The organism is Thermomonas hydrothermalis, assembly GCF_900129205.1.
In the GTDB taxonomy this organism is placed as follows: domain Bacteria; phylum Pseudomonadota; class Gammaproteobacteria; order Xanthomonadales; family Xanthomonadaceae; genus Thermomonas; species Thermomonas hydrothermalis.
Genome location: NZ_FQUK01000014.1, coordinates 1 through 19,965, shown reverse-complemented (window position 1 = coordinate 19,965; position 19,965 = coordinate 1). Strand labels below are relative to the sequence as shown.

Genomic DNA, 19,965 nt, shown 5'->3' with positions numbered 1-19,965 from the left:
CAGGACATTCCATGGAACCGCTGTTTACACCGATCACCCTGGGCACGCTGCAGTTGCCCAACCGCATCGTCATGGCGCCGATGACCCGCTGCCGCGCGCTGGGCAATGTGGCCAATCCGCTGATGGCCCGTTACTACAGCCAGCGGGCGGACGCCGGCTTGATCATCACCGAGGGCACATCGCCTTCGCCCAATGGTCTGGGCTATGCGCGCATTCCCGGCGTGTTCTCGCCGGAGCAGATCGCGGGCTGGAAGACGGTCACCGACGCGGTGCACGCGGCGGGCGGCCGGATTTTCGTGCAGTTGATGCACACCGGACGGGTCGGCCATCCGGCCAATCTGCCGCCCGGGGCACGGTTGCTGGCGCCTTCGCCACTGGCCGCGCCGGGCGAGATCTGGACCGACACCCAGGGCATGCAGCCGTATCCGGTGCCCACGGAAATGACCGAAGACGACATCGCCGCCACCATCGAGGAATACGCCACCGCGTGCAAAAACGCGATCGCGGCCGGCTTTGACGGCGTCGAGCTGCACGGTGCCAACGGCTACCTCATCGACCAGTTCCTTAACACCGCCACCAATCAGCGGCAGGACCGCTGGGGCGGCAGCATCGACAACCGCATCCGCTTTGCCCTGGAAGTGGCCAAGGCGGCCGTGGCTGCCATTGGCGGGGCGCGTGTGGGGATGCGGGTTTCCCCCTACGGCGTGTTCAACGGCACGGCGGCCGACCCTGACATGGACGCGCTCTACCAGCGTCTGGCCGAGGCGCTTTCGGACATTGGCCTGGTGTATCTGCACATCGTCGATCACAGCTCGATGGGCGCCCCGCCGGTCAGCCAGACGCTCAAGGATGCGCTGCGGTCGGCGTTCCGTGGCCGCTACATCCTCTCCGGTGGCTACGATGCGGCCCGTGCCAATGCCGATCTGGCCGCCGGCAAGGGCGATCTGGTGGCGTTCGGGCGCCCGTTCATCGCCAACCCCGACCTGGTGCAGAAACTCGCCAGCGGTGCGGCCTTGGCGGAGGCGGATCCCGCCACGTTCTACACCGCCGACGCCAAAGGCTACACGGAGTTCTGATGCGGCAGCCTACGCTGTTCATTCCACACGGCGGCGGCCCCTGTTTCTTCATGGACTGGCAGCCGCCGCAGACCTGGGTCAAGCACCGGGATTTTCTGGCGGGGCTGCCGGCCCTGCTGCCGGAGCGACCGCGGGCGCTGCTGGTGATCTCCGCGCATTGGGAATGCGCCCGGCTGACGGTGCAGCGTCAGCAAGCTCCGTCGCTGCTGTTTGACTACGTCGGCTTCCCGCCGCACACCTACCAGCTCAGTTGGCCGGCGCCCGGTGCGCCGGCGCTTGCCGAAAAAGTGGCGGCACTGCTGGATGCGGCTGGGCTGCCCTGCGGGTTCGACGAGGCACGTGGATTCGACCATGGCGTGTTCGTGCCGCTGAAAGTGGCATTCCCCGAGGCGGACATTCCGTGCGTGCAGCTGTCGCTGCACGCCGGGCTTGATCCAGCCCTGCATCTGGCGGTTGGCCAGGCGCTGGCGCCGTTGCGTGACGAAGGGGTGTTGATCCTGGGCTCCGGCAACACCTATCACAACCTTCCGGTGATGCTGGGCGCGGCGCATGACCCGTCTGGCCCCGTCCATGGCATGGCGTTCGATCGTTGGTTGACGGAGACGATCGAACTGGACGATCCCGATGCGCGTCATCAGCGGCTGCTGGCCTGGGCGCAGGCGCCCGGTGCCCGTGACGCGGCGCCGCGTGAGGAACATCTGTTACCGCTGTTCGTGGCCGCCGGTGCGGGCGGCGCAGACAAGGCACGCCGTATCTTTCGCGATGTCGTCTTGGGTGCAGTGCAGAGCGCGTTCCGGTTTGGCTAAAAAACTTCTGCCGTGATCAAAGCGTGCCTGATCGCCCCTGTGCGAATCGACGCATGAAGGGCGTGTGTAATCCACTTACGCGGATGGCCGGGCGATGGCGCGCCAGCCGATGTCGCGGCGGTGGAAGGCGTGCGGCCAAGTGATCGCAGCCACACCCGCATAGGCCGCGTGCTGTGCTGCGGCGATGCTCTCGCCCAGCGCACACACGCACAGGACGCGGCCGCCAGCCGTGATCACGCTGCCATCGCTGGCCAGGGTGGTGCCGGCATGGAACACCTTGACCTCGGGCGGCACGGCGTCCAGCCCGGTGATGCGTTCGCCAGTGATCGGTGTGCCCGGATAGTCGCGGCTGGCCATGACCACGCCCAACGCCGGGCGCGGGTCCCATTGCGCTTCGACACGATCAAGTTGCCCGTCGAGGGCGGCCTCGATCAGATCAACCAGATCCGAGCGCAGGCGCAGCATCACCGGTTGGGTTTCCGGGTCGCCGAAGCGCACGTTGAACTCGATCACTTTCGGTGCGCCGCTGGCGTCGATCATCAACCCGGCATACAGGAAGCCGGTGAACGGCACGCCGTCGGCGGCCATACCGGCCACGGTGGGCTGGATGATCTCGCGCAGGATGCGTGCATGCACCTCGGGCGTGACCACCGGCGCCGGCGAATACGCACCCATGCCGCCGGTATTGGGGCCGGTGTCGCCATCGCCCACCCGCTTGTGGTCTTGGCTGGTGGCCATCGGCAGTGCGTGCTGGCCGTCCACCATGCAGATGAAGCTGGCCTCTTCGCCTTCGAGAAACTCTTCGATCACCACCCGCGCGCCGGCATCACCGAAGGCGTTGCCAGACAGCATGTCGCGCACTGCGGCTTCGGCCTCGGCCAGCGTCGTCGCCACGATCACGCCTTTGCCGGCGGCCAGGCCGTCGGCTTTGATCACGATCGGCGCGCCGTGCGCGCGCACATAGGCCAGCGCAGCGTCCACGTCGGTGTGCACGGCGTAATGTGCGGTCGGGATGCGATGACGGTGCAGGAAGGCCTTGGCGAATGCCTTGCTGCCTTCCAGCTGCGCAGCGGCGGCGCTGGGCCCGAAGATGCGCAGGCCGGCGGCGCGGAAGCGATCCACCACGCCGGCCACCAGCGGCTGTTCGGGGCCGACCACGGTCAGCGCCACGCCTTCGTCCTGCGCCAGTTGCAGCAGACCGTCGATGTCGGTGGCCTTGACGGCCGCATTGCGGCACTTCGGTTCGCTTGCGGTGCCGGCATTGCCGGGGGCGACGATGACTTCAGCAACCCGCGGCGATTGCGCCAGCTTCCAGGCCAGCGCGTGCTCGCGGCCGCCGGAGCCGATGACCAGGACTTTCATGGCAGGGGCCTCATGCGATGGAGGTGGAAAACTCATGCCGGTGGCGGGCAGGCGGCGGCGGGCATCGCCACTTCGAAGAACAGCCGGCCTTTGCGGTCGATGAAGCGGCGAACCAGGCGGGCCTGGGTGGTGCGCAGCGGCTGCACCGCAGGGTCTGTGCACCAGTCGCGCAGCGCTTCGCGTTCGGCCTGTTCCAGTTCGTGGATACGTGGGTTGCGACGGGTCTTGATGGCATCACCCAGCGGGCTGCGGATGGTTTGCACCAGAGCATCGCCTTCCACGCGCACCGATTCGATGGTCAGGTCTTCCACGTAGGGCGCCGGCAGGCCGGAGGCCAGCGTGGCCTGCGCCCGGGTCAGCGCCGCACGAGTGGCCTCGTCACCGCAGGCGGCAAGCCCGGCGAGCAGCAGCGCCAGTGCGCAGGTGCGGGCGAGGGGTGGGGTGCAGTGGCTGGCCATGGTGGGTGTCAGTGCCGGAAGTGCCGCACGCCGGTGAACACCATCGCAATCCCGTGCTCGTCTGCCGCGGCGATCACCTCGGCGTCGCGCAGCGAGCCACCCGGCTGGATCACCGCCTGGATGCCGGCTTCAGCGGCGGCGTCGATGCCGTCGCGGAATGGGAAGAAGGCATCGCTGGCCATCACCGAGCCCGGCACCACCAGCCCCGCATCCTGTGCCTTGATACCGGCGATGCGTGCTGAATACACCCGGCTCATCTGTCCGGCGCCAACACCAATGGTGCGCTGGTCCTTGGCATAGACGATGGCGTTGGACTTCACGAACTTGGCGACCTTCCACGCGAACAGCAGGTCGGCGAACTGCGCTTCGGTCGGTGCGCGCTTGGTCACCACCTTCAATTCATCGCGGGTGACCACACGGTCGTCGGCGGTCTGCATCAGCAGTCCGGAGTTGATCCGCTTGCAGTCGATCAGACCGGGCGTGGGTGGCGCCAGCGGTACACGCAGCAGCCGCACATTGGGTTTTTTCTTCGCATACGCCAGCGCGTCGGCGTCGTAGTCGGGCGCGATCAGCACCTCGACGAACTGGCGGTCGAGGATGGTCTTGCAGGTGGCGCCATCGAGCGGCCTGTTGAAGGCCAGGATGCCGCCGAACGCGCTGGTGGGGTCGGTGGCGTAGGCTGCTTCGTAGGCGTCAAGACAGCCGGTGCCCACGGCCACGCCGCAGGGATTGGCGTGCTTGACGATCACGCAGGCCGGCGCGTCGAACTGGCGCACGCATTCCCAGGCGGCATCGCTATCGGCGATGTTGTTGTAGCTGAGTTCCTTGCCTTGCAGCTGCTCCAGCGTGGCCAGGGAGCCAGGCGCCGGGTGGAGGTCGCGGTAGAAGGCGGCCTGCTGGTGCGGGTTCTCGCCGTAGCGCAGGTCCATGACCTTCACGAAGTTGCCGTTGGCCTGTGCCGGGAAGGTTGCCCGCACCGGCACATCGGTGGAGGCATCGGTGATGGCCGAGAGGTAGTTGCTGATCGCGGCGTCGTACTGGGCAACCCGGTTGAAGGCCGCCACGGCCAGATCGAAGCGGGTGCGCGCGCTGACCGCGCCGGCATTGGCCTGCAGTTCGGCCAAGAGTTGCGGGTACTGGGCCGGATCGGTCAGCACGGTGACCCGGGCGAAGTTCTTGGCGGCGCTGCGCAGCATGGCCGGGCCGCCGATGTCGATGTTTTCCACTGCCTCGGCTAGGGTGCAGTCGGCGCGTGCCGTGACCGTTTCGAACGGGTAGAGATTCAGCACCAGCAGGTCGATGGCAGGGATGCCGTGTTCGGCCATCACCGCGTCGTCGAGGCCGGCGCGGCCCAGCAGGCCGCCGTGCACCACCGGGTGCAGGGTCTTGACCCGGCCATCCATCATCTCCGGGAAACCGGTGATCTCGGCCACGTCTTTCACCGCCAGGCCCGCCTCGCGCAGCGTTTTGGCGGTGCCGCCGGTAGACAGCAGCTCCACGCCGAGCGCGGCCAGCGCACGGGCCAGCTCGAGCAGGCCGGTCTTGTCGGAAACGGAGAGCAGGGCGCGGCGCAGCACGACCGGCGCGGCGGCGGGAGCAGCAGACATGAAGGGCAGCGACGTTGGGAACGAGCTGCGGATTATACGGCCCGGCGCTGGGCGGCCTGACGGAGCCGGCCACCAGAGGCGTCAACCCAGCCCGTATTCGCGCAGTTTTTTGCGCAGGGTGGCGCGATGGATGCCCAGCAGGGCGGCGGCGCGGCTCTGGTTGCCCTCGCAGTGCTTCATCACCTCGATGAACAGCGGGATTTCCAGCTCGCGCAGGGCGATGCTGTAGAGATCGTCCACGTCGTGGCCGTCCAGGTCGCGCAAAAAGCGGCGCACAGCCTGCGCCACATGTTCGCGCAGCGGGACATGCCCGCCGACGGGGCGTTGTTCGGACGCGTTCACGCGGAATCCTCGGACCGGCGGTCGGACGGTTGCGGGTCGGCCACTATAGCGCAGCGGCGGACGGCGGAGTCACTCGAAGCGGAAATCGAACGCCACCGCCGTCGGGCCCGGTTCGAGGATGTCGAAGGCGATCTGCCCGGCCTGGCCGGGTTGTAGCAGCGCCGGGGCGGGATCGGTGCCTGCCAGGTATTCGCGTGGCTGGAAGCGACGGCTGCCAAGCACGCGGCCGTCGGCATCGGCCAGGGTCAGCACCAGCACCGGCCATGGCTGCGGATAGCGGGCGTCATTGCGCAGGCTGGCCTGGACGCGCAGCACGCCGGGGCGGTCGGGGCGGGCGATCACGTCGCGGGCCAGCAGGGTGAACGCAGCCGGTTCGTGCCAGACCGGCAGCGGGCAGTGCAGCACCGCACAGGCCGTCTGCAACAGCGGGCGCAGGCGGGGGCTGGCTGCCAGTGTCGCCCATTGCTGGATGATGAGCTGGAGGGCCAGCAACCCGGCCAGCACGGTGAGGGCCAGCCATTCACCGCGCCGGCGCGGGGTCTGCGGGTGCAGGTGCAGAAAGCGCGGCACCTGGCTCATGCGCGGGCCTCGACCGTATTGCGCACCCCCTCGATCCGCATCCAGTCCTCCTCACGGCTGACCTGCAGTTGGTCGAACCAGGGGGAGAAGCGGGTCAGCAGGGCAGCTTCCTGCCCGGCCAGGATGCCGGACAGGGCGATCCGGCCGCCGGGGGCGGTGCGTGCGGCCAGGGTGTCTGCCAGCGCATCCAGGGTCGAGGCCAGGATATTGGCCACCACCACCGGGAACGTGCAGACGGGTGCCTGCTCGGGCAGGCAGGCGGTCAGGGTCAGGCCGTTGCGCTGGGCGTTGTCGAGACTGGCGGTGATGGCTTGCGGGTCGTTGTCGATGCCCACCGCAGCGGCGGCGCCTAGTTTCAGCGCCGCCAGGGCGAGGATGCCGCTGCCGCAGCCGACGTCGAGCACCGTTTTGCCCTGCAGCTCGCCACGCACCGCCAGGGCATCCAGCCAGCGCAGGCACAGGGCGGTGGTGGGATGGGTACCGGAGCCGAATGCCAGCCCCGGATCCAGCCGCAACACGGCGGCGTCCGCAGCCTCGGCGGCCTCTGGCAGCGGCTGGTCCCAGGGCACGATCCACAGCCGTTCGCCAAAGCGCATGGGCCGGTAACTGTCCAGCCAGGCGCGCTCCCAGACCTGGTCCTCGATCTTCTCGAAGCGAGCCTTGTGCCACGTAAGCCCCGGATCGAACGCCTCCAGCGCGGCCAGCAGCACCAGTGCGTTGGTGTCGCCGGGGAACAGCGCGGTCAGCGTCATCTCGTCCCACAGCGGCTGCTCGCCGACGCCGGGTTCGAAGATGGCCTGCTCGTCGGGGGCGTCCAGATGGGCATCCTGCAGGGTGACCGCCAGTGCGCCTACGTCCAGCAGGGCGCGCTCGTAGCGGGCGACCTCGGCATCGGTACAGGGCAGCGAGAGTTGCAGATAGGACATGGCAGCGGCGCGATGGAAACGGCCGACATTCTGGCAGGTTCCAGCGTGACCGGCCGAGGGACTTTCTTGAGCGGCGGTCAGGGAGATGTCAGTGGCAGGCGGCCCGCCCGGCGTAGCTGCGGGCTGGTCTCCAGATCCACTGGCAACACATCGGCAGGATTGACTGTCGGCAGGCCCGGCATACCCAGCGCCCGCAGGCCGGGGGGAGTGCCGTGGCGGGCCTGCTTGAGCGTCTGGAAGGCCGCAGCGAGGCCGTCGGCATCAAGCATCTCGGTGGGAGACGGGGCGGCCAGGGTGGCTGGATGGCGACGGCCTCGGGCCTCACGCCATTCTTCGATCAAGCTGCCAAGATCGATCGCAGGCAACGGCAAGTCGAGCTGGGCGCTGACGATCAGGGCCGGGGCCAGGCCGGCCGTGCGCAGGGCGGTATAGACCAGCTCGGAGCAAACCATCTGTTGGGGGTCATCCGTCAGCAGCTCGTCGATCAACATGCGCAGCCACCAACGCAGCCGGGCATCGGCGGGAATGCGGTTGCGCAGGGTGGCGACCAGGGCCAGTTGCAACAGGGCGTCGAGCGGATAGGCGACCCCGATCAGGCCCCGTCCGGCTGCGGCGATGGCCTGGCGCTCGGCATCGCTGAGGGGGGTGCCGTCGGGGCGGGTCGGACGAAAGACGTCGATGAAGGCGTAGTCCTTGCCTTGGGTCAGCCGGGTCTGCAATGGAACGAGGCGCGATGTGGGCAGCGCGGCTTCCACCAGATGGTCGGTATCGACCATCAGGGCGGCGTGGCTGTAGATCGAATCCCCGAACCAGGCGATCAGGTCGGAGACTGGCCCATGGCCGCGCATCAGCAGGACATCGCCTGGGCGGAGCTGGGAGGGCGCAAAGGAGTCCTGTGGTGATTCGGACATGGAGAATGCCTGCAAGGGTCAAGAGGCAAGGGGAGTGGGTGCCAGCATGCAGCGGTCGCGGCCTTCCGCCTTGGCGCGATACAGCGCCTCGTCGGCCCGGCGGAGCAGTTCCTGGGGCGTCTCGCCGGGCAGGTATTGGGCGATGCCGATGGAGAGGGTCAGCCCGACCGGTTGGCCGTTGACCGTCTGGCAATGGCGTTTGATGGCGGTGCGCAGGGTATCGGCAATGGTCTGCGCCTGCCCGGCATCGGTGCCCTCCAGCACCGCCACGAATTCCTCACCACCGAAGCGCGCCAGTAGATCGTGTCGGCGCAGATGCCGGCTCAGCCAGTGTGCGGTCTCGACCAGACAGCAGTCACCCATGTCGTGGCCGTAGCGGTCGTTGATGGACTTGAAATGATCGAGGTCGAGAAACAGCACGCATAGTGGCTGCCGGCTGCGCTGGGCATGGTCGAGCAAGGCCGGCAGGGTGCTATCGAGTTCAGCGCGGTTGGCGGCACCGGTCAACGGGTCGGTGCGGGCCACGCGGCGGGCCAGATGCATTTCCCGTTCGGCATAACGGGCGGCTCGGGCCACGGCAACCAGCAGGATCATCGCGGCGATCAGGTCGAACGTCGGGTGCAGCAGCTCCAGCCAGGGTGGGGTGCCTTCATGGGCCTGGAAATAGCCGGCGCGCAGGGTGGCCACCAGTGTCGATGCCCCCCAGCCAACCAGGAAAAACCCACCCTGGCGGTTACCCCGGCGTGCCAGCTGCGCGCTTAAGACCAGGATCAGGCCGCTCAGCAGCAAAATCAGGCCGTTCATGACCAGCGCCATCAGTGGAGTGAAGCCGCCGATCAACTCAGGGAGCAACAGCAGGACGACGACCCAAAGCAGCCCGCGGTAGTAACGGGCGATCCGCGGAAAGTGGCGGTTGATGGCCAGGAAGCGATACACGAACAGGTAGAACAACGGCAGCCCGAGATGGAGTGCCAGTGAGGCGAACGAGACCGGTGACAGCCGTTGCGCCAGATCAGGCAGCAGGCTGGCCAGTTCCCCGCTCATGCCCAGGTGGTACAGCGCTATACAAGCGATCCACAGGCTGAGCAGGACGAGCGCCTTGCGCTGCATCGACATCGCAAAGATCGCCGCCATCAGCGCCAGCGCGAGCATGGCGGCCAGCACCGCGTAGAAAAACCGGATTCGATCCAGGTCGGTGGCCAGGTAGCGCGCCTGTGGCATGGCCGCCAGTGACACCGGCTGATGTCGGACCCAGTCCAGACGCAAGTAGATCCAGCCGTCGCGTTGGGCCGGAGTCAGCGGTAGTGCCAGACGCAGGCGTGAGCCGGGCTGATCGAGGTGCCGATCCGGCAGCCACAGCGTGCGCGGGGGTGAGCCATCCGGCAGGTACACCTGCACCGGGCTGTCATAGGTTTCACGCAGGCTGAGCACCCACGGGCCGGGGTCGCGGCGGGCGTGCGGGTCATCCAGCCGCACCCGCCACCAGCGACTGCCGGTCTGCCAGCGCAGTTGCGGTGTTGGCTGCGGCTGCCAGGCCGGGCCATCGGTGGGAAGTTGGGCGCGGTCGGCAGTGTTCCAGGCGGCATCCAGAGCCTGGACGGTGAGCGGCGATGGTGATGCCGGCGCACGTGCGCAGCCTGTGGCCACCAGCAACCAGGCCAGGATCAGGCAACGCCAGAGGACGGGCATGTGTGTCGATGTCACCGGTGCTCCCCTCACCGGGCCGGAAACGGCCAATCGCGGCGAAATGGTAGCAGCGTGGTGCAGCGACCGCCGCCCTCTGGCGGGCGGCTTACGGTGTTCCAAGGAGGCCGGGCGGTCGCCATGACAGGCCACCTGTGATCATGCCTGGTTGTGGCCGCCGGGCTGGCGGTCACAGCAGCGACAGCGCCTTTTCCCGGCGTTCGGCCAGTTTCTTTTCCAGATAGTGGATGTTCTGCCCGCCCTGGCAGAAGCCGCCGTCGGCCATGATCCGCTGTTGCAGCGGGATGTTGGTCTTGATGCCGTCCACCACCATTTCGGAGAGCGCCACCCGCATGCGGGCGATCGCCTGGGCGCGGTCGGCGCCGTGCACGATCAGCTTGCCGATCATCGAGTCGTAGTTGGGCGGAACCCGGTAGCCCTCGTAGATATGGCTGTCCACCCGCACGCCCGGGCCGCCCGGGGCGTGGAAATGCTGGATCAGGCCGGGGCTGGGGAAGAACGTGTCGGGGTCCTCGGCGTTGATCCGGCATTCGATGGCGTGGCCGCGCAGAACCACGTCTTCCTGCCGGATCGAGAGCTTATGGCCGGCGGCGATCAGCAGCTGCTCGCGCACCAGGTCGATGCCAGTGACCATTTCGGTGACCGGATGCTCCACCTGGATGCGGGTGTTCATTTCGATGAAGTAGAAGCGGCCGTCCTGGTAGAGGAACTCGAAGGTGCCCGCGCCGCGGTAGCCGATGCGCAGGCAGGCTTCCACGCAGACCCGGCCGATCTGGTCGCGCAGCTCCGGGGTGATCCCTGGCGCCGGGGCCTCTTCCACCACTTTCTGGTGACGGCGCTGCATGGAGCAGTCGCGTTCGCCCAAGTGGATGGCGTTGCCTTGACCGTCGGCGAGCACCTGGATTTCGACATGGCGCGGGTTCTCCAGGAACTTCTCCATGTACACCATGTCGTTGCCGAAGGCGGCTTTGGCTTCCTGGCGGGTGGTGTTGATGGCATTGATCAGCGCGGCTTCCGAGTGCACCACGCGCATGCCGCGACCGCCGCCGCCACCCGCGGCCTTGATGATCACCGGATAGCCGATTTCGCGGGCGATCTTGATGTTGGTGGCGGCATCATTGCCAAGCGGGCCGCCGCTGCCGGGCACGCAGGGCACGCCAGCCGCTTTCATCGCGCGGATCGCCTCCACCTTGTCGCCCATCAGGCGGATGGTGTCAGGCCGTGGGCCGATGAAGATGAAACCGCTTTGCTCCACCCGTTCGGCGAAATCCGCGTTTTCCGAGAGGAAGCCGTAACCGGGATGGATGGCCTGGGCATCGGTGACCTCGGCAGCGGCGATGATCGCCGGCATATTGAGGTAACTCTCCGCCGAGGGTGCCGGGCCGATGCAGACCGATTCATCCGCCATGGCCACGTGCTTGAGATTGCGGTCCACGGTCGAATGCACGGCGACGGTGCGGATGCCCATGGCATGGCAGGCGCGCAGGATGCGCAGGGCGATTTCGCCGCGGTTGGCGATGACGACTTTCTCCAGCATCGGGTCGCTCCGGCGTTAGGCGATCACGAACAGCGGCTGGTCGAACTCCACCGGCTGGCCGCTCTCACACTTGATGGCCACGATGGTGCCGGACACCTCGGCTTCGATCGGGTTGAACATCTTCATCGCTTCGATGATGCCCAAGGTGTCGCCGGCCTTGACCTGCTGCCCCAGGGTGACGAAGGGCGGCTTGTCCGGTGCCGGGCTGGCGTAGAAGGTGCCGACCATCGGCGAGCGCACCACATGGCCCTCCGGAAGATCGTGCGCGGGCGCACGCGGGGTGCCGCCGGTGGCGGATTCGGTGGGGGATTGCATCGGCATTGGCGCGGCATGGGCAGCCGGGGCGGCCGGCATGGGCGCGGCGGCCACAGCGGTCGCAGGGAGCCCGCCCTTGGGCACCCGCGCCAGCCGGACGGATTCCTCGCCCTCGCGGATTTCGATTTCGGCCAGGTTCGACTCTTCCAGCAGGTCGATCAGTTTTTTGATCTTGCGCAGGTCCATCGGGATGCTCCTTTGGGCAGATATCAGGCGGGAAGCCGCTTGAGCGCGGCGTCCAGCGCATAGCGGTAGGAATCCGCACCGAAGCCGCAGATCACCCCCACCGCTTTGTCACTGAAATAGCTGTGCTGGCGGAAGGGCTCGCGGGCATGCGGGTTGGACAGGTGGATTTCGATGAAAGGCAGGGCCACCGCGGCCAGCGCGTCGCGCAGGGCGACCGAGGTGTGGGTGAAGGCGGCCGGGTTGATCAGGATGAAGGCGGTGCCGTCACTGCGGGCAGCCTGAACCCGTTCCACCAGCACGTGCTCGGCGTTGGACTGCAGGATGTCGAGCGTATGGCCGGCGGCCTGCGCGCGTGCACGCAGATCGGCATTCAACGCCTCCAGGGTGAGCGCGCCATAGATCTCCGGCTCGCGCACCCCGAGCAGGTTGAGGTTGGGGCCATGCAGCAGCAGAAGGCGGGCCATCGGGCGGCGGGCAGACGGATCGGAACGGGCGCGCAGTGTCTCCCGTTTTGGGTGTTGCTGTCCAGTTCGGCGAACTTTCCCGAAAAGTGACGGTTTTAAACGGATGTTTGAGTATTGACTCTAGGCCCGTGCGGGCCTGCTTCAGCGATCCTGCGGGTGTGAGCTGGCCGGCGCAGCCCAGGCGCGGATCTCGGCCAGGTCGGCAAACGGCCCGATCCGGGTCTTCAGCAGCCGCCCATCGGCGGCGATCAGCACCGAATACGGCAGCACCCCGGCTGTATTGCCCAGGCGCACGCCGGCATCCGCTGGGCCAGGGGTGTCCAGCAGCACCAGGTAGGTGATGGCGTGGGCCGCCAGAAAGGCGCGCACGGCTTCTGTGTCATCCAGGGCGATGCCGACCACCTGCACGCCAGTTTGGCCCTGATGGGTGGCAAATGCCTGCAGATCGGGCATTTCCTTCAGGCAGGGCGCGCACCAGCTCGCCCACAAGTTGACCAGGGTGGGGCGGCCACGCCACGCCTGCGGGATCTGCACGGGGCGTCCGTCCAGGTCGGAGAGGGTCATGGCCGGCATCGGCTCGCCGAGACGTGCCGGACGCACGCCGGGCGGGGGCGTCGGGGCGCGGGCCTGCGTGGCCGCCTGCAGCAACTGCTGGCCGGCGGCGCTGCCTGCCAACCGGTACAGGCCGCGCGGTTCCAGCCACAGGCTGGTGACGGCGCCGGCCAGTGCGGCCAGGGTCGCCACCAGCAGTACCCGACCATAGCCTGCCATCAGCGTGCTGCCTCGCGCAGGGCGGCCTCGACCAGGCCCGGGGTGAGCAGGGTGGGCAGAACGCGGCCTGGGCCGCCATTGCGCGGATAGACCACATACAGCGGCACGCCGACCGCACGATACCGTTGCAGGTAGGCAGTCAGGGCCGGGTCCACGTCGGTGTAGTCCCCCACCATGTACACGGCATTGGCCTGTTGCAGGGCAGCGAGGAAGCGGCGGGTGGACAGCACGGTTTTTTCGTTGGCCTTGCAGCTCACGCACCAGTCGGCGGTGATGTCCACGAACACCACTCGGCCCTGCGCACGCAGGTCGGCCAGTGCCTGCTCCGACCAGGCCACCTGGGGCGAATCGACGGCGGGCGTGGTCGCCATCTGCGGGCGCGTCAGTTGGCCGATCTGGGCCAGCGGCCAGAGCGCGGCCAGCAGGGCGGCAAGCGTCAGCCAGCGCCAGCGCCGGTGCAGGGTGCCGCGCGTCCAGGTCCACGCCGCCAGTGCCAGCAGGATCGCCGCGGCCAGCCACAGGCCGACGGCGTCGGCGCCGCGCAGCCGCGCCAGCACCCACACCAGCCAGGCGGCGGTGGCATACAGCGGGAACGCCAGCAGCTGCTTGAACGTCTCCATCCAGGCCCCCGGCCGGGGCAGCCGTCGGGCCAGTGCCGGGATGAAGCCGATCAGCAGGAACGGCAGCGCCAGCCCCAGCCCCAGCATCAAAAACACCAGCAGCGCACCGGTGAGCGGGCCGGTGAAGGCATAGGCCAGCGCCGCGCCCATGAATGGCGCGGTACAGGGCGTGGCCAGCACCACCGCCAGCACGCCGGTGAGCAGGTCGGCGCGCAGGGTGTCGCCCTGCAGCAGGCGGCTGGCCCCGGCGCCCAGCGCCAACTGTGCCTGCCAGACTCCCGACAGCGACAGGCCCAGCACGAACATCACCAGCGCCAGCACCGCCAGCACCAGCGGCTGCTGCAACTGGAAGCCCCAGCCCAGCGCCAGCCCGGCGTGGCGCAGTGCCAGCACCAGCGCGCCCAGCGTCAGCATCGACAGCAGCACGCCGGCGGTATAGGCCAGCGCCTGCTGCCGCGCCCGCTGCCGGCTTGCGCCGCCAGATACCAGCGAGAGTGCCTTCAGGGACAGCACCGGCAATACGCAGGGCATCAGATTGAGGCTCAGCCCGCCTATGAGCGCCAGCAGCAGGGCGAGCCACAGGCTGGGGGTGGGGGGTGGTGCGGCATCATCGACTGAGGCAGGCCGGGATGGCGGGGCGGCGGCGATGACGGGGGTGGTGCTGGGGGTGACCCGTGGGGCCGAATTTGCATCTGCGTTGGCGTCCAGCGCGGCGGCGGGTGCCGCCTGGGCAGACAGGCGGCCGGCCGGCAGGGAAACTGCCAGCCGGCGCGTCATCGGCGGGTAGCAGATGCCGTCGGTCTGGCAGCCCTGCAAGTCCACCACCAGGCTGCCGCGGGCGGCGTCGGTGCGCGTGCGGGTCACCGGCAGCGGGAACTCGACCTGCTCGAAATACACCGCAACGTCACCGAAATGGGCGTCCTTGTATGGCGTGGCCTTGGGCAGGCGATCGGCTGGCGGCAGGGTGGCGGCCAGGCCCGGGCCGGCCTCGAGCCGGGCTGCGAGCTTGTCGCGGTACAGGTAATAGCCCGGTGCCGGGGTCAGCCGTAGCAGCAGGGTATTGCCGTCGAGCGCAATCGCCTCGGCCTGGAATGCCTGCTCGGGCGGCAGAGGCGCGGCCGCGGCGCCGGAATCCGCCAGTTGCAGCAGGGTGCGGCCACTGCCGCGCCCCAGCAATGGGGCAGCGTCCGTACTGGCGGTCGGCAGGGCGACCGTCAGGGTGCGGGTCTGCGGCGGGTAGCACACGCCGGCATCGGCGCAGCCCTGGTATTTGACGGTCAGCGCGACCGCCTGTGCGCCTGCCACCGGGGTGCCGGTCAGCACGCCGACCAGCTGCCGGCGGTAGGTTTGTACGTCGCCGAAAAACTCGTCATGGTGCGGCTCGCCCTCCGGCAGGGTGAACACGGCATCGGTCAATCCGGCGCGGGCCTGGGCGGAGATGCGGTGGCGGTACAGGTAATAGCCGTCGGCAATGGCCCAACGCACCTCGATCCGGTTTGCCGCCGTGGCCTGGGCGGACAGCACGAAGACCGAATCCACGGGTGGCAGCTCACCGACGATGCCCGCCGCAGCGGGCAGGGACAGGGCAAGCAGCAAAGCGGCGAGCGCGCCGCGCAGGCGCACGATCAGTGCAGGCATGAGGTCATTCCACGGGGCGGGTGTTGTCGGCCACCCAGTGCAGGTACGCGGGCAGGCCGGTGGCGGATTCGACCGCGATCAGCTCCGGCAGTTCATACGGGTGCAGCGCGGTCAGCCGGGTCTGCAGGGCCGGGTAGCGGTCGGGGTGGGTCTTGATCAGCAGCAGGACTTCCGCCTCGCGCTGGATTGCGCCTTGCCAGCGGTACACCGAGCGCAGGCCAGGGATGAGGTTGACGCAGGCGGCCAGGCGTTCTTCCACCAGGGTGGCGGCGATGCGTTCGGCGCTGTCCGGGTCGGGGCAGGTGGTCAGGCAGAGCAGTGCGGTCATGACCATAGACTACGCCGACTGAGGGTGAACTTTTTGCGTCCCACCCCCCTTGAAAGCGGGAAATCCCACCCCATCTTCGGGTCCGTCCCGGACGCGGGCACACACGCCCATGTTTTGGCAGTCGCCTGTCTCGACTGCTAAAATGGCCGGGTTTCTCCCACACAATCAACCATTTGCAGAGGTTGCACATGTCCAACATCAAGCCGCTGTACGACCGCGTGGTCATCAAGCGCATGGAAGAAGAGAAGGTGTCTGCAGGCGGGATCGTCATCCCTGACAGCGCTACCGAGAAGCCGATCCGTGGCGAAGTCGTCGCCGTCGGGCCGGGCAAGGTGCTGGACAACGGCCAGGTGCGCGCGCCGCAGGTCAAGGTGGGCGACAAGGTGCTGTTTGGCAAGTACAGCGGCACCGAGGTCAAGCTCGACGGTGTCGAGTACCTGGTGGTCAAGGAAGACGACCTGTTCGCGATCATCGGCTGATCGCGCGGCGCTTCCCCGCTCTCCCTAACTCAACGAATTCACAGAGGTAAATCGCAATGGCTGCCAAGGATATCCGTTTCGGCGAAGACGCCCGCATCCGCATGGTGCGCGGCGTGAACATTCTCGCCAATGCCGTCAAGGCCACCCTCGGCCCGAAGGGCCGTAACGTCGTGCTGCAGAAGAGCTTCGGCGCCCCCACCATCACCAAGGACGGCGTCTCCGTCGCCAAGGAGATCGAGCTGGCTGATCCGTTCGAGAACATGGGTGCGCAGATGGTCAAGGAGGTTGCCTCCAAGACCTCCGACAACGCCGGTGACGGCACCACCACCGCCACCGTGCTGGCGCAGGCGCTGATCCGCGAGGGCATGAAGGCGGTGGCCGCCGGCATGAACCCGATGGACCTCAAGCGCGGCATCGACAAGGCCGTGACCGCGGCCGTGGCCGAGCTGAAGAAGATCAGCAAGCCCTCGTCCACCAGCAAGGAGATCGCCCAGGTCGGCACCATCTCCGCCAACAGCGACGCCAACATCGGCGAGCTGATCGCGCAGGCGATGGACAAGGTCGGCAAGGAGGGCGTGATTACCGTCGAGGAGGGCTCGGGCCTGGAGAACGAGCTGGACGTGGTCGAGGGTATGCAGTTCGACCGCGGCTACCTGTCGCCGTACTTCATCAACAACCAGCAGTCGATGCAGTGCGAACTGGATGACCCCTACATCCTGCTGCACGACAAGAAGATCTCCAACGTCCGCGACCTGCTGCCGGTGCTGGAAGGCGTGGCCAAGGCTGGCAAGCCGCTGCTGATCGTGGCTGAGGACGTGGAAGGCGAAGCCCTGGCGACGCTGGTGGTCAACACCATCCGCGGCATCGTCAAGGTCTGCGCCGTGAAGGCGCCGGGCTTCGGTGATCGTCGTAAGGCGATGCTGGAAGACATGGCCATCCTGACCGGTGGCACCGTGATCTCCGAAGAAGTCGGCCTGACCCTGGAGAAGGCCACTCTGAAGGATCTGGGTCGCGCCAAGAAGGTCCAGGTCTCCAAGGAGAACACCACCATCATCGACGGTGCTGGCGACAGCAAGGCGATCGAGGCCCGCATCAAGCAGATCAAGGCGCAGATCGAGGAGACCACCTCCGACTACGACCGCGAGAAGCTGCAGGAGCGCGTGGCCAAGCTGGCCGGTGGCGTGGCCGTCATCAAGGTCGGTGCTGCGACCGAAGTCGAGATGAAGGAAAAGAAGGCGCGCGTCGAGGACGCCCTGCACGCCACCCGCGCTGCGGTGGAAGAGGGCATCGTCCCGGGTGGTGGCGTCGCCCTGATCCGTGCCAAGGCCGCGATCAAGGACCTCAAGGGTGCCAACGAAGACCAGAACCACGGCATCCAGATCGCCCTGCGCGCCATGGAAGCTCCGCTGCGCGAGATCGTCGCCAATGCCGGCGAGGAGCCCAGCGTGGTGCTGAACCGCGTCGCCGAAGGCACCGGTTCGTTCGGCTACAACGCCGCAACCGGTCAGTTCGGTGACATGCTGGAGATGGGCATCCTGGATCCGACCAAGGTGACCCGCACCGCCCTGCAGAACGCCGCCTCCATCGCCGGCCTGATGATCACCACCGAAGCCATGGTGGCCGATCTGCCGAAGAAGGAGGAGAAGGCTGCGCCGGGTGCCGGCATGGGTGACATGGACTTCTGATCCCGTCGCACCACGACCGCAACACAGAAAGGCCCGCGTTGAGCGGGCCTTTCTTTCTTTTTGGCGTGCATCAGACAAATCATGTGATTGCGTTCGTCGTCGGTCATCCTGGCCGACGCTAGGATGGGCGGGTTCAAACCTTTACATGCGGGGGAATACCGGGCATGACCCATACACACGACGACGTGCTCATCTTGGGGGCAGGCCACAACGGCCTGGTGTGTGCGGCGTATCTCGCCGGCGCTGGACTGCGGGTGCGGGTGCTGGAGCGTCGCCACGTGGTTGGCGGCGCGGCAGTGACCGAGGAGTTTCATCCTGGCTTTCGCAACTCGGTGGCCAGCTACACCGTCAGCCTGCTGAACCCGAAGGTGATCCGCGATCTGCGCCTGGCCGAGCATGGCCTGCGCGTGGTCGAGCGACCATTCGCCAACTTTCTGCCGCTGCCGGACGGACGTGCGTTCCGGTTGGGCGGTGAGCACACGGTCGCCGAAGTGGCGCGTTGGTCGCGGCGTGATGCCGAACGGCTGCCCGCCTACTACGCCATGCTCGACCGGGTGGTGGCGGTTCTGCGTGTGCTGATGCAACGCACACCACCCAGCGGCAACGATCGTTTCGCCCTGGCCGACTGGCTCAACACTGCCGCCGTGGCGCGGCAGCTGCGGCAGCTGGACATGCGCGGCCGGCGCGATCTGCTGGATCTGTTCACCAAGTCGGCGGGCGAACTGCTGGACGATTGGTTCGAGAGCGCGCCGCTGAAGGCGGTGTTGGGCTGGGATTCGGTGGTTGGCAATTTCGCCAGTCCGTACACGCCGGGCAGCGCCTATGTGCTGTTGCACCACGTGTTCGGCGAGGTCAATGGCAAGACCGGTGTCTGGGGCCATGCGATCGGTGGCATGGGCGCGATCACCCAGGCGATGCGCAAGGAATGCGAGGCGCGCGGGGTGGTCATCGAAACCGGCGCCGAGGTGGTGCGTCTGCTGGTCGAGGGGGATCGTGCCAGCGGTGTGGTGCTGGCCGATGGCCGCACGCTGCGCGCACGCGTCATCGCCAGCAACCTCAATCCGAAGCTGCTCTATACCCGGCTGGTCGAACCCGGCCAGCTGGACGAGGACACCGCAGCGCGGATCCGTCGCTATCGCTGCGGGTCGGGCACCTTCCGCATGAACGTGGCGTTGTCCGAGCTGCCCGACTTCACCGCGATGCCGGGTACGCAGCAACAGCCGCACCACCAAAGCGGCATCCTGATCGGGCCATCGCTGGCGTATTTCGAACAGGCCTATTTCGATGCCAGATCCAAAGCCCACAACCCGGGCTGGGCCCGGCAGCCGATCGTCGAGCTGGTGATCTCCTCCACGCTGGACGACACCCTGGCTCCGCCTGGGCAGCATGTGGCCAGCCTGTTCTGCCAGCACGTGCATCCGGACGTGGATGGCGGCTGGGATGCCCATCGCGACACCGTGGCCCGGCTGATGATCGAAACGGTCAACGCCTATGCCCCCAACTTTGCCCGCAGCGTGATCGCCTACGAGGCCTTGAGCCCGCTCGACCTGGAGCGCCGGTTTGGGCTGGTCGGCGGCGACATCTTCCACGGTGCGCTGGGGCTGGATCAGATGTTCAGCGCCCGGCCCGTGCTCGGCCAGGGGCATTATCGAGGTGCCTTCCGGGGGCTGTACCTGTGCGGTTCTGGCAGCCATCCCGGCGGCGGTGTCACCGGTCTACCGGGGCGCAATGCCGCGCGCGAGATCCTGCGCGACCTGCGCCGCCGGCCGCGGCCGGCGTGAGGGCGTTAGCAAAAACGCAGATCGATTGCTATACCCGATAGTCCTATTTTGCAGTGCAGCGTGCATTCCCGGTCAGGGTGGCTCCATGTCGTTTCGTGTGGAAAGCAACACTGTCACTGGGGCATCGCCGGCGCGAACGGACTGGCCGGCAGGTGCTTGAGCTTGGACATGCGCAGGTAGGCGATGGCGATGAAGTTCTGGCTCGTCCTGAAGCCGCGCGCGGCGCGCTTGGCCTGCTGCAGCAGCCCGTTCATCGCCTCGACGAAGGCGTTGCTGCGGTGATCGACCATGCCGCGCACCACCGCGTCGAACCGCTCCTTGAGCGTGGCGGCCAGCTTCTTGAACGGCTCGAGCCGACAGCGCCGCGCCCAGCTCAGCCAGGCCCTGAGG

At 67.6% G+C, this 19,965-nt stretch carries 20 protein-coding genes; 5 read left to right on the top strand and 15 right to left on the bottom strand.

The window, feature by feature from the left end; translation table 11 throughout:
* The first annotated feature begins 11 nt into the window (after positions 1-11).
* Positions 12-1,076, top strand: coding sequence for an alkene reductase (locus BUA29_RS05470; protein ID WP_072755609.1), 1,065 nt, complete (start codon positions 12-14; stop codon positions 1,074-1,076).
* The gene (locus BUA29_RS05465; protein ID WP_072755608.1) at positions 1,076-1,882 is read left to right on the top strand and encodes a DODA-type extradiol aromatic ring-opening family dioxygenase; all 807 of its coding nucleotides are present in this window, start codon (positions 1,076-1,078) and stop codon (positions 1,880-1,882) included. Before BUA29_RS05470 ends, BUA29_RS05465 begins: the two co-directional genes overlap by 1 nt.
* Positions 1,883-1,957: 75 nt before the next feature.
* On the opposite strand, the gene purD is transcribed toward BUA29_RS05465, so the two are convergent.
* The 14 genes from purD to cutA all read right to left on the bottom strand — a co-directional run bounded on the left by purD (position 1,958) and on the right by cutA (position 15,630).
* On the bottom strand, positions 1,958-3,244 hold the full coding sequence (purD, locus tag BUA29_RS05460) for a phosphoribosylamine--glycine ligase (protein WP_072755607.1): 1,287 nt from the start codon (positions 3,242-3,244) through the stop codon (positions 1,958-1,960).
* Positions 3,245-3,276: 32 nt separating this feature from the next.
* The gene (locus BUA29_RS05455) at positions 3,277-3,702 is read right to left on the bottom strand and encodes a hypothetical protein (protein ID WP_072755606.1); all 426 of its coding nucleotides are present in this window, start codon (positions 3,700-3,702) and stop codon (positions 3,277-3,279) included.
* 8 nt (positions 3,703-3,710) lie between these two features.
* Positions 3,711-5,309, bottom strand: coding sequence for a bifunctional phosphoribosylaminoimidazolecarboxamide formyltransferase/IMP cyclohydrolase (purH, locus tag BUA29_RS05450; RefSeq protein ID WP_072755605.1), 1,599 nt, complete (start codon positions 5,307-5,309; stop codon positions 3,711-3,713).
* Positions 5,310-5,390: 81 nt separating this feature from the next.
* Positions 5,391-5,651 carry a DNA-binding transcriptional regulator Fis gene (gene fis / locus BUA29_RS05445; protein ID WP_072755604.1) on the bottom strand — a complete coding sequence of 87 codons (261 nt, stop codon included), beginning with the start codon at positions 5,649-5,651 and terminating at the stop codon, positions 5,391-5,393.
* A 69-nt stretch (positions 5,652-5,720) separates the two neighbouring features.
* Complete coding sequence (locus tag BUA29_RS05440; RefSeq protein WP_084602362.1) at positions 5,721-6,230, bottom strand: DUF3426 domain-containing protein; 510 nt, start codon at positions 6,228-6,230, stop codon at positions 5,721-5,723.
* The gene (gene prmA, locus BUA29_RS05435) at positions 6,227-7,156 is read right to left on the bottom strand and encodes a 50S ribosomal protein L11 methyltransferase (RefSeq protein WP_072755603.1); all 930 of its coding nucleotides are present in this window, start codon (positions 7,154-7,156) and stop codon (positions 6,227-6,229) included. Before prmA ends, BUA29_RS05440 begins: the two co-directional genes overlap by 4 nt.
* A gap of 77 nt (positions 7,157-7,233) precedes the next feature.
* Positions 7,234-8,067, bottom strand: a complete 834-nt coding sequence (locus BUA29_RS05430) for a C40 family peptidase (RefSeq protein ID WP_072755602.1) — start codon at positions 8,065-8,067, stop codon at positions 7,234-7,236.
* Between the two features lie 18 nt (positions 8,068-8,085).
* Positions 8,086-9,756, bottom strand: a complete 1,671-nt coding sequence (locus BUA29_RS05425) for a GGDEF domain-containing protein (protein ID WP_072755601.1) — start codon at positions 9,754-9,756, stop codon at positions 8,086-8,088.
* A 184-nt stretch (positions 9,757-9,940) separates the two neighbouring features.
* Positions 9,941-11,308, bottom strand: coding sequence for an acetyl-CoA carboxylase biotin carboxylase subunit (accC, locus tag BUA29_RS05420; protein ID WP_072755600.1), 1,368 nt, complete (start codon positions 11,306-11,308; stop codon positions 9,941-9,943).
* A 15-nt stretch (positions 11,309-11,323) separates the two neighbouring features.
* Positions 11,324-11,809 (bottom strand): acetyl-CoA carboxylase biotin carboxyl carrier protein, encoded by a 486-nt coding sequence (gene accB, locus BUA29_RS05415; RefSeq protein WP_072755599.1) that lies wholly within the window; start codon positions 11,807-11,809, stop codon positions 11,324-11,326.
* A gap of 23 nt (positions 11,810-11,832) precedes the next feature.
* Positions 11,833-12,273, bottom strand: a complete 441-nt coding sequence (aroQ, locus tag BUA29_RS05410) for a type II 3-dehydroquinate dehydratase (RefSeq protein ID WP_072755598.1) — start codon at positions 12,271-12,273, stop codon at positions 11,833-11,835.
* 141 nt (positions 12,274-12,414) lie between these two features.
* Positions 12,415-13,044 carry a TlpA family protein disulfide reductase gene (locus BUA29_RS05405; RefSeq protein WP_084602361.1) on the bottom strand — a complete coding sequence of 210 codons (630 nt, stop codon included), beginning with the start codon at positions 13,042-13,044 and terminating at the stop codon, positions 12,415-12,417.
* Complete coding sequence (locus tag BUA29_RS05400; RefSeq protein WP_072755597.1) at positions 13,044-15,302, bottom strand: protein-disulfide reductase DsbD family protein; 2,259 nt, start codon at positions 15,300-15,302, stop codon at positions 13,044-13,046. Before BUA29_RS05400 ends, BUA29_RS05405 begins: the two co-directional genes overlap by 1 nt.
* 4 nt (positions 15,303-15,306) lie before the next feature.
* A complete protein-coding gene (gene cutA / locus BUA29_RS05395; protein WP_425443768.1) occupies positions 15,307-15,630 on the bottom strand; it encodes a divalent-cation tolerance protein CutA in 324 nt (107 codons plus the stop codon).
* A 188-nt stretch (positions 15,631-15,818) separates the two neighbouring features.
* Between cutA and groES the strand changes: the two genes are divergently transcribed.
* The 3 genes from groES (at position 15,819) to BUA29_RS05380 (ending at position 19,575) form a co-directional block, all read left to right on the top strand.
* Positions 15,819-16,109 (top strand): co-chaperone GroES, encoded by a 291-nt coding sequence (gene groES / locus BUA29_RS05390; RefSeq protein ID WP_072755595.1) that lies wholly within the window; start codon positions 15,819-15,821, stop codon positions 16,107-16,109.
* A 56-nt stretch (positions 16,110-16,165) separates the two neighbouring features.
* Entirely contained in the window at positions 16,166-17,794 is a 1,629-nt protein-coding gene (gene groL, locus BUA29_RS05385; RefSeq protein WP_072755594.1) for a chaperonin GroEL, read from the top strand.
* A gap of 164 nt (positions 17,795-17,958) precedes the next feature.
* Entirely contained in the window at positions 17,959-19,575 is a 1,617-nt protein-coding gene (locus tag BUA29_RS05380; RefSeq protein ID WP_072755593.1) for a phytoene desaturase family protein, read from the top strand.
* Positions 19,576-19,688: 113 nt separating this feature from the next.
* On the opposite strand, the gene BUA29_RS05375 is transcribed toward BUA29_RS05380, so the two are convergent.
* Positions 19,689-19,965 (bottom strand): transposase (locus tag BUA29_RS05375; RefSeq protein WP_143148818.1); only part of this gene is annotated, 277 nt, incomplete at its 5' end.

Coding starts and splice junctions, on each gene's coding strand:
- BUA29_RS05470 (WP_072755609.1), top strand. CDS start 12: ATGGAACCGCTGTTTACACCGATCACCCTGGGCACGCTGCAGTTGCCC.
- BUA29_RS05465 (WP_072755608.1), top strand. CDS start 1,076: ATGCGGCAGCCTACGCTGTTCATTCCACACGGCGGCGGCCCCTGTTTC.
- purD (WP_072755607.1), bottom strand. CDS start 3,244: ATGAAAGTCCTGGTCATCGGCTCCGGCGGCCGCGAGCACGCGCTGGCC.
- BUA29_RS05455 (WP_072755606.1), bottom strand. CDS start 3,702: ATGGCCAGCCACTGCACCCCACCCCTCGCCCGCACCTGCGCACTGGCG.
- purH (WP_072755605.1), bottom strand. CDS start 5,309: ATGTCTGCTGCTCCCGCCGCCGCGCCGGTCGTGCTGCGCCGCGCCCTG.
- BUA29_RS05440 (WP_084602362.1), bottom strand. CDS start 6,230: ATGAGCCAGGTGCCGCGCTTTCTGCACCTGCACCCGCAGACCCCGCGC.
- prmA (WP_072755603.1), bottom strand. CDS start 7,156: ATGTCCTATCTGCAACTCTCGCTGCCCTGTACCGATGCCGAGGTCGCC.
- BUA29_RS05430 (WP_072755602.1), bottom strand. CDS start 8,067: ATGTCCGAATCACCACAGGACTCCTTTGCGCCCTCCCAGCTCCGCCCA.
- BUA29_RS05425 (WP_072755601.1), bottom strand. CDS start 9,756: ATGCCCGTCCTCTGGCGTTGCCTGATCCTGGCCTGGTTGCTGGTGGCC.
- accC (WP_072755600.1), bottom strand. CDS start 11,308: ATGCTGGAGAAAGTCGTCATCGCCAACCGCGGCGAAATCGCCCTGCGC.
- accB (WP_072755599.1), bottom strand. CDS start 11,809: ATGGACCTGCGCAAGATCAAAAAACTGATCGACCTGCTGGAAGAGTCG.
- aroQ (WP_072755598.1), bottom strand. CDS start 12,273: ATGGCCCGCCTTCTGCTGCTGCATGGCCCCAACCTCAACCTGCTCGGG.
- BUA29_RS05405 (WP_084602361.1), bottom strand. CDS start 13,044: ATGGCAGGCTATGGTCGGGTACTGCTGGTGGCGACCCTGGCCGCACTG.
- BUA29_RS05400 (WP_072755597.1), bottom strand. CDS start 15,302: ATGCCTGCACTGATCGTGCGCCTGCGCGGCGCGCTCGCCGCTTTGCTG.
- cutA (WP_425443768.1), bottom strand. CDS start 15,630: ATGACCGCACTGCTCTGCCTGACCACCTGCCCCGACCCGGACAGCGCC.
- groES (WP_072755595.1), top strand. CDS start 15,819: ATGTCCAACATCAAGCCGCTGTACGACCGCGTGGTCATCAAGCGCATG.
- groL (WP_072755594.1), top strand. CDS start 16,166: ATGGCTGCCAAGGATATCCGTTTCGGCGAAGACGCCCGCATCCGCATG.
- BUA29_RS05380 (WP_072755593.1), top strand. CDS start 17,959: ATGACCCATACACACGACGACGTGCTCATCTTGGGGGCAGGCCACAAC.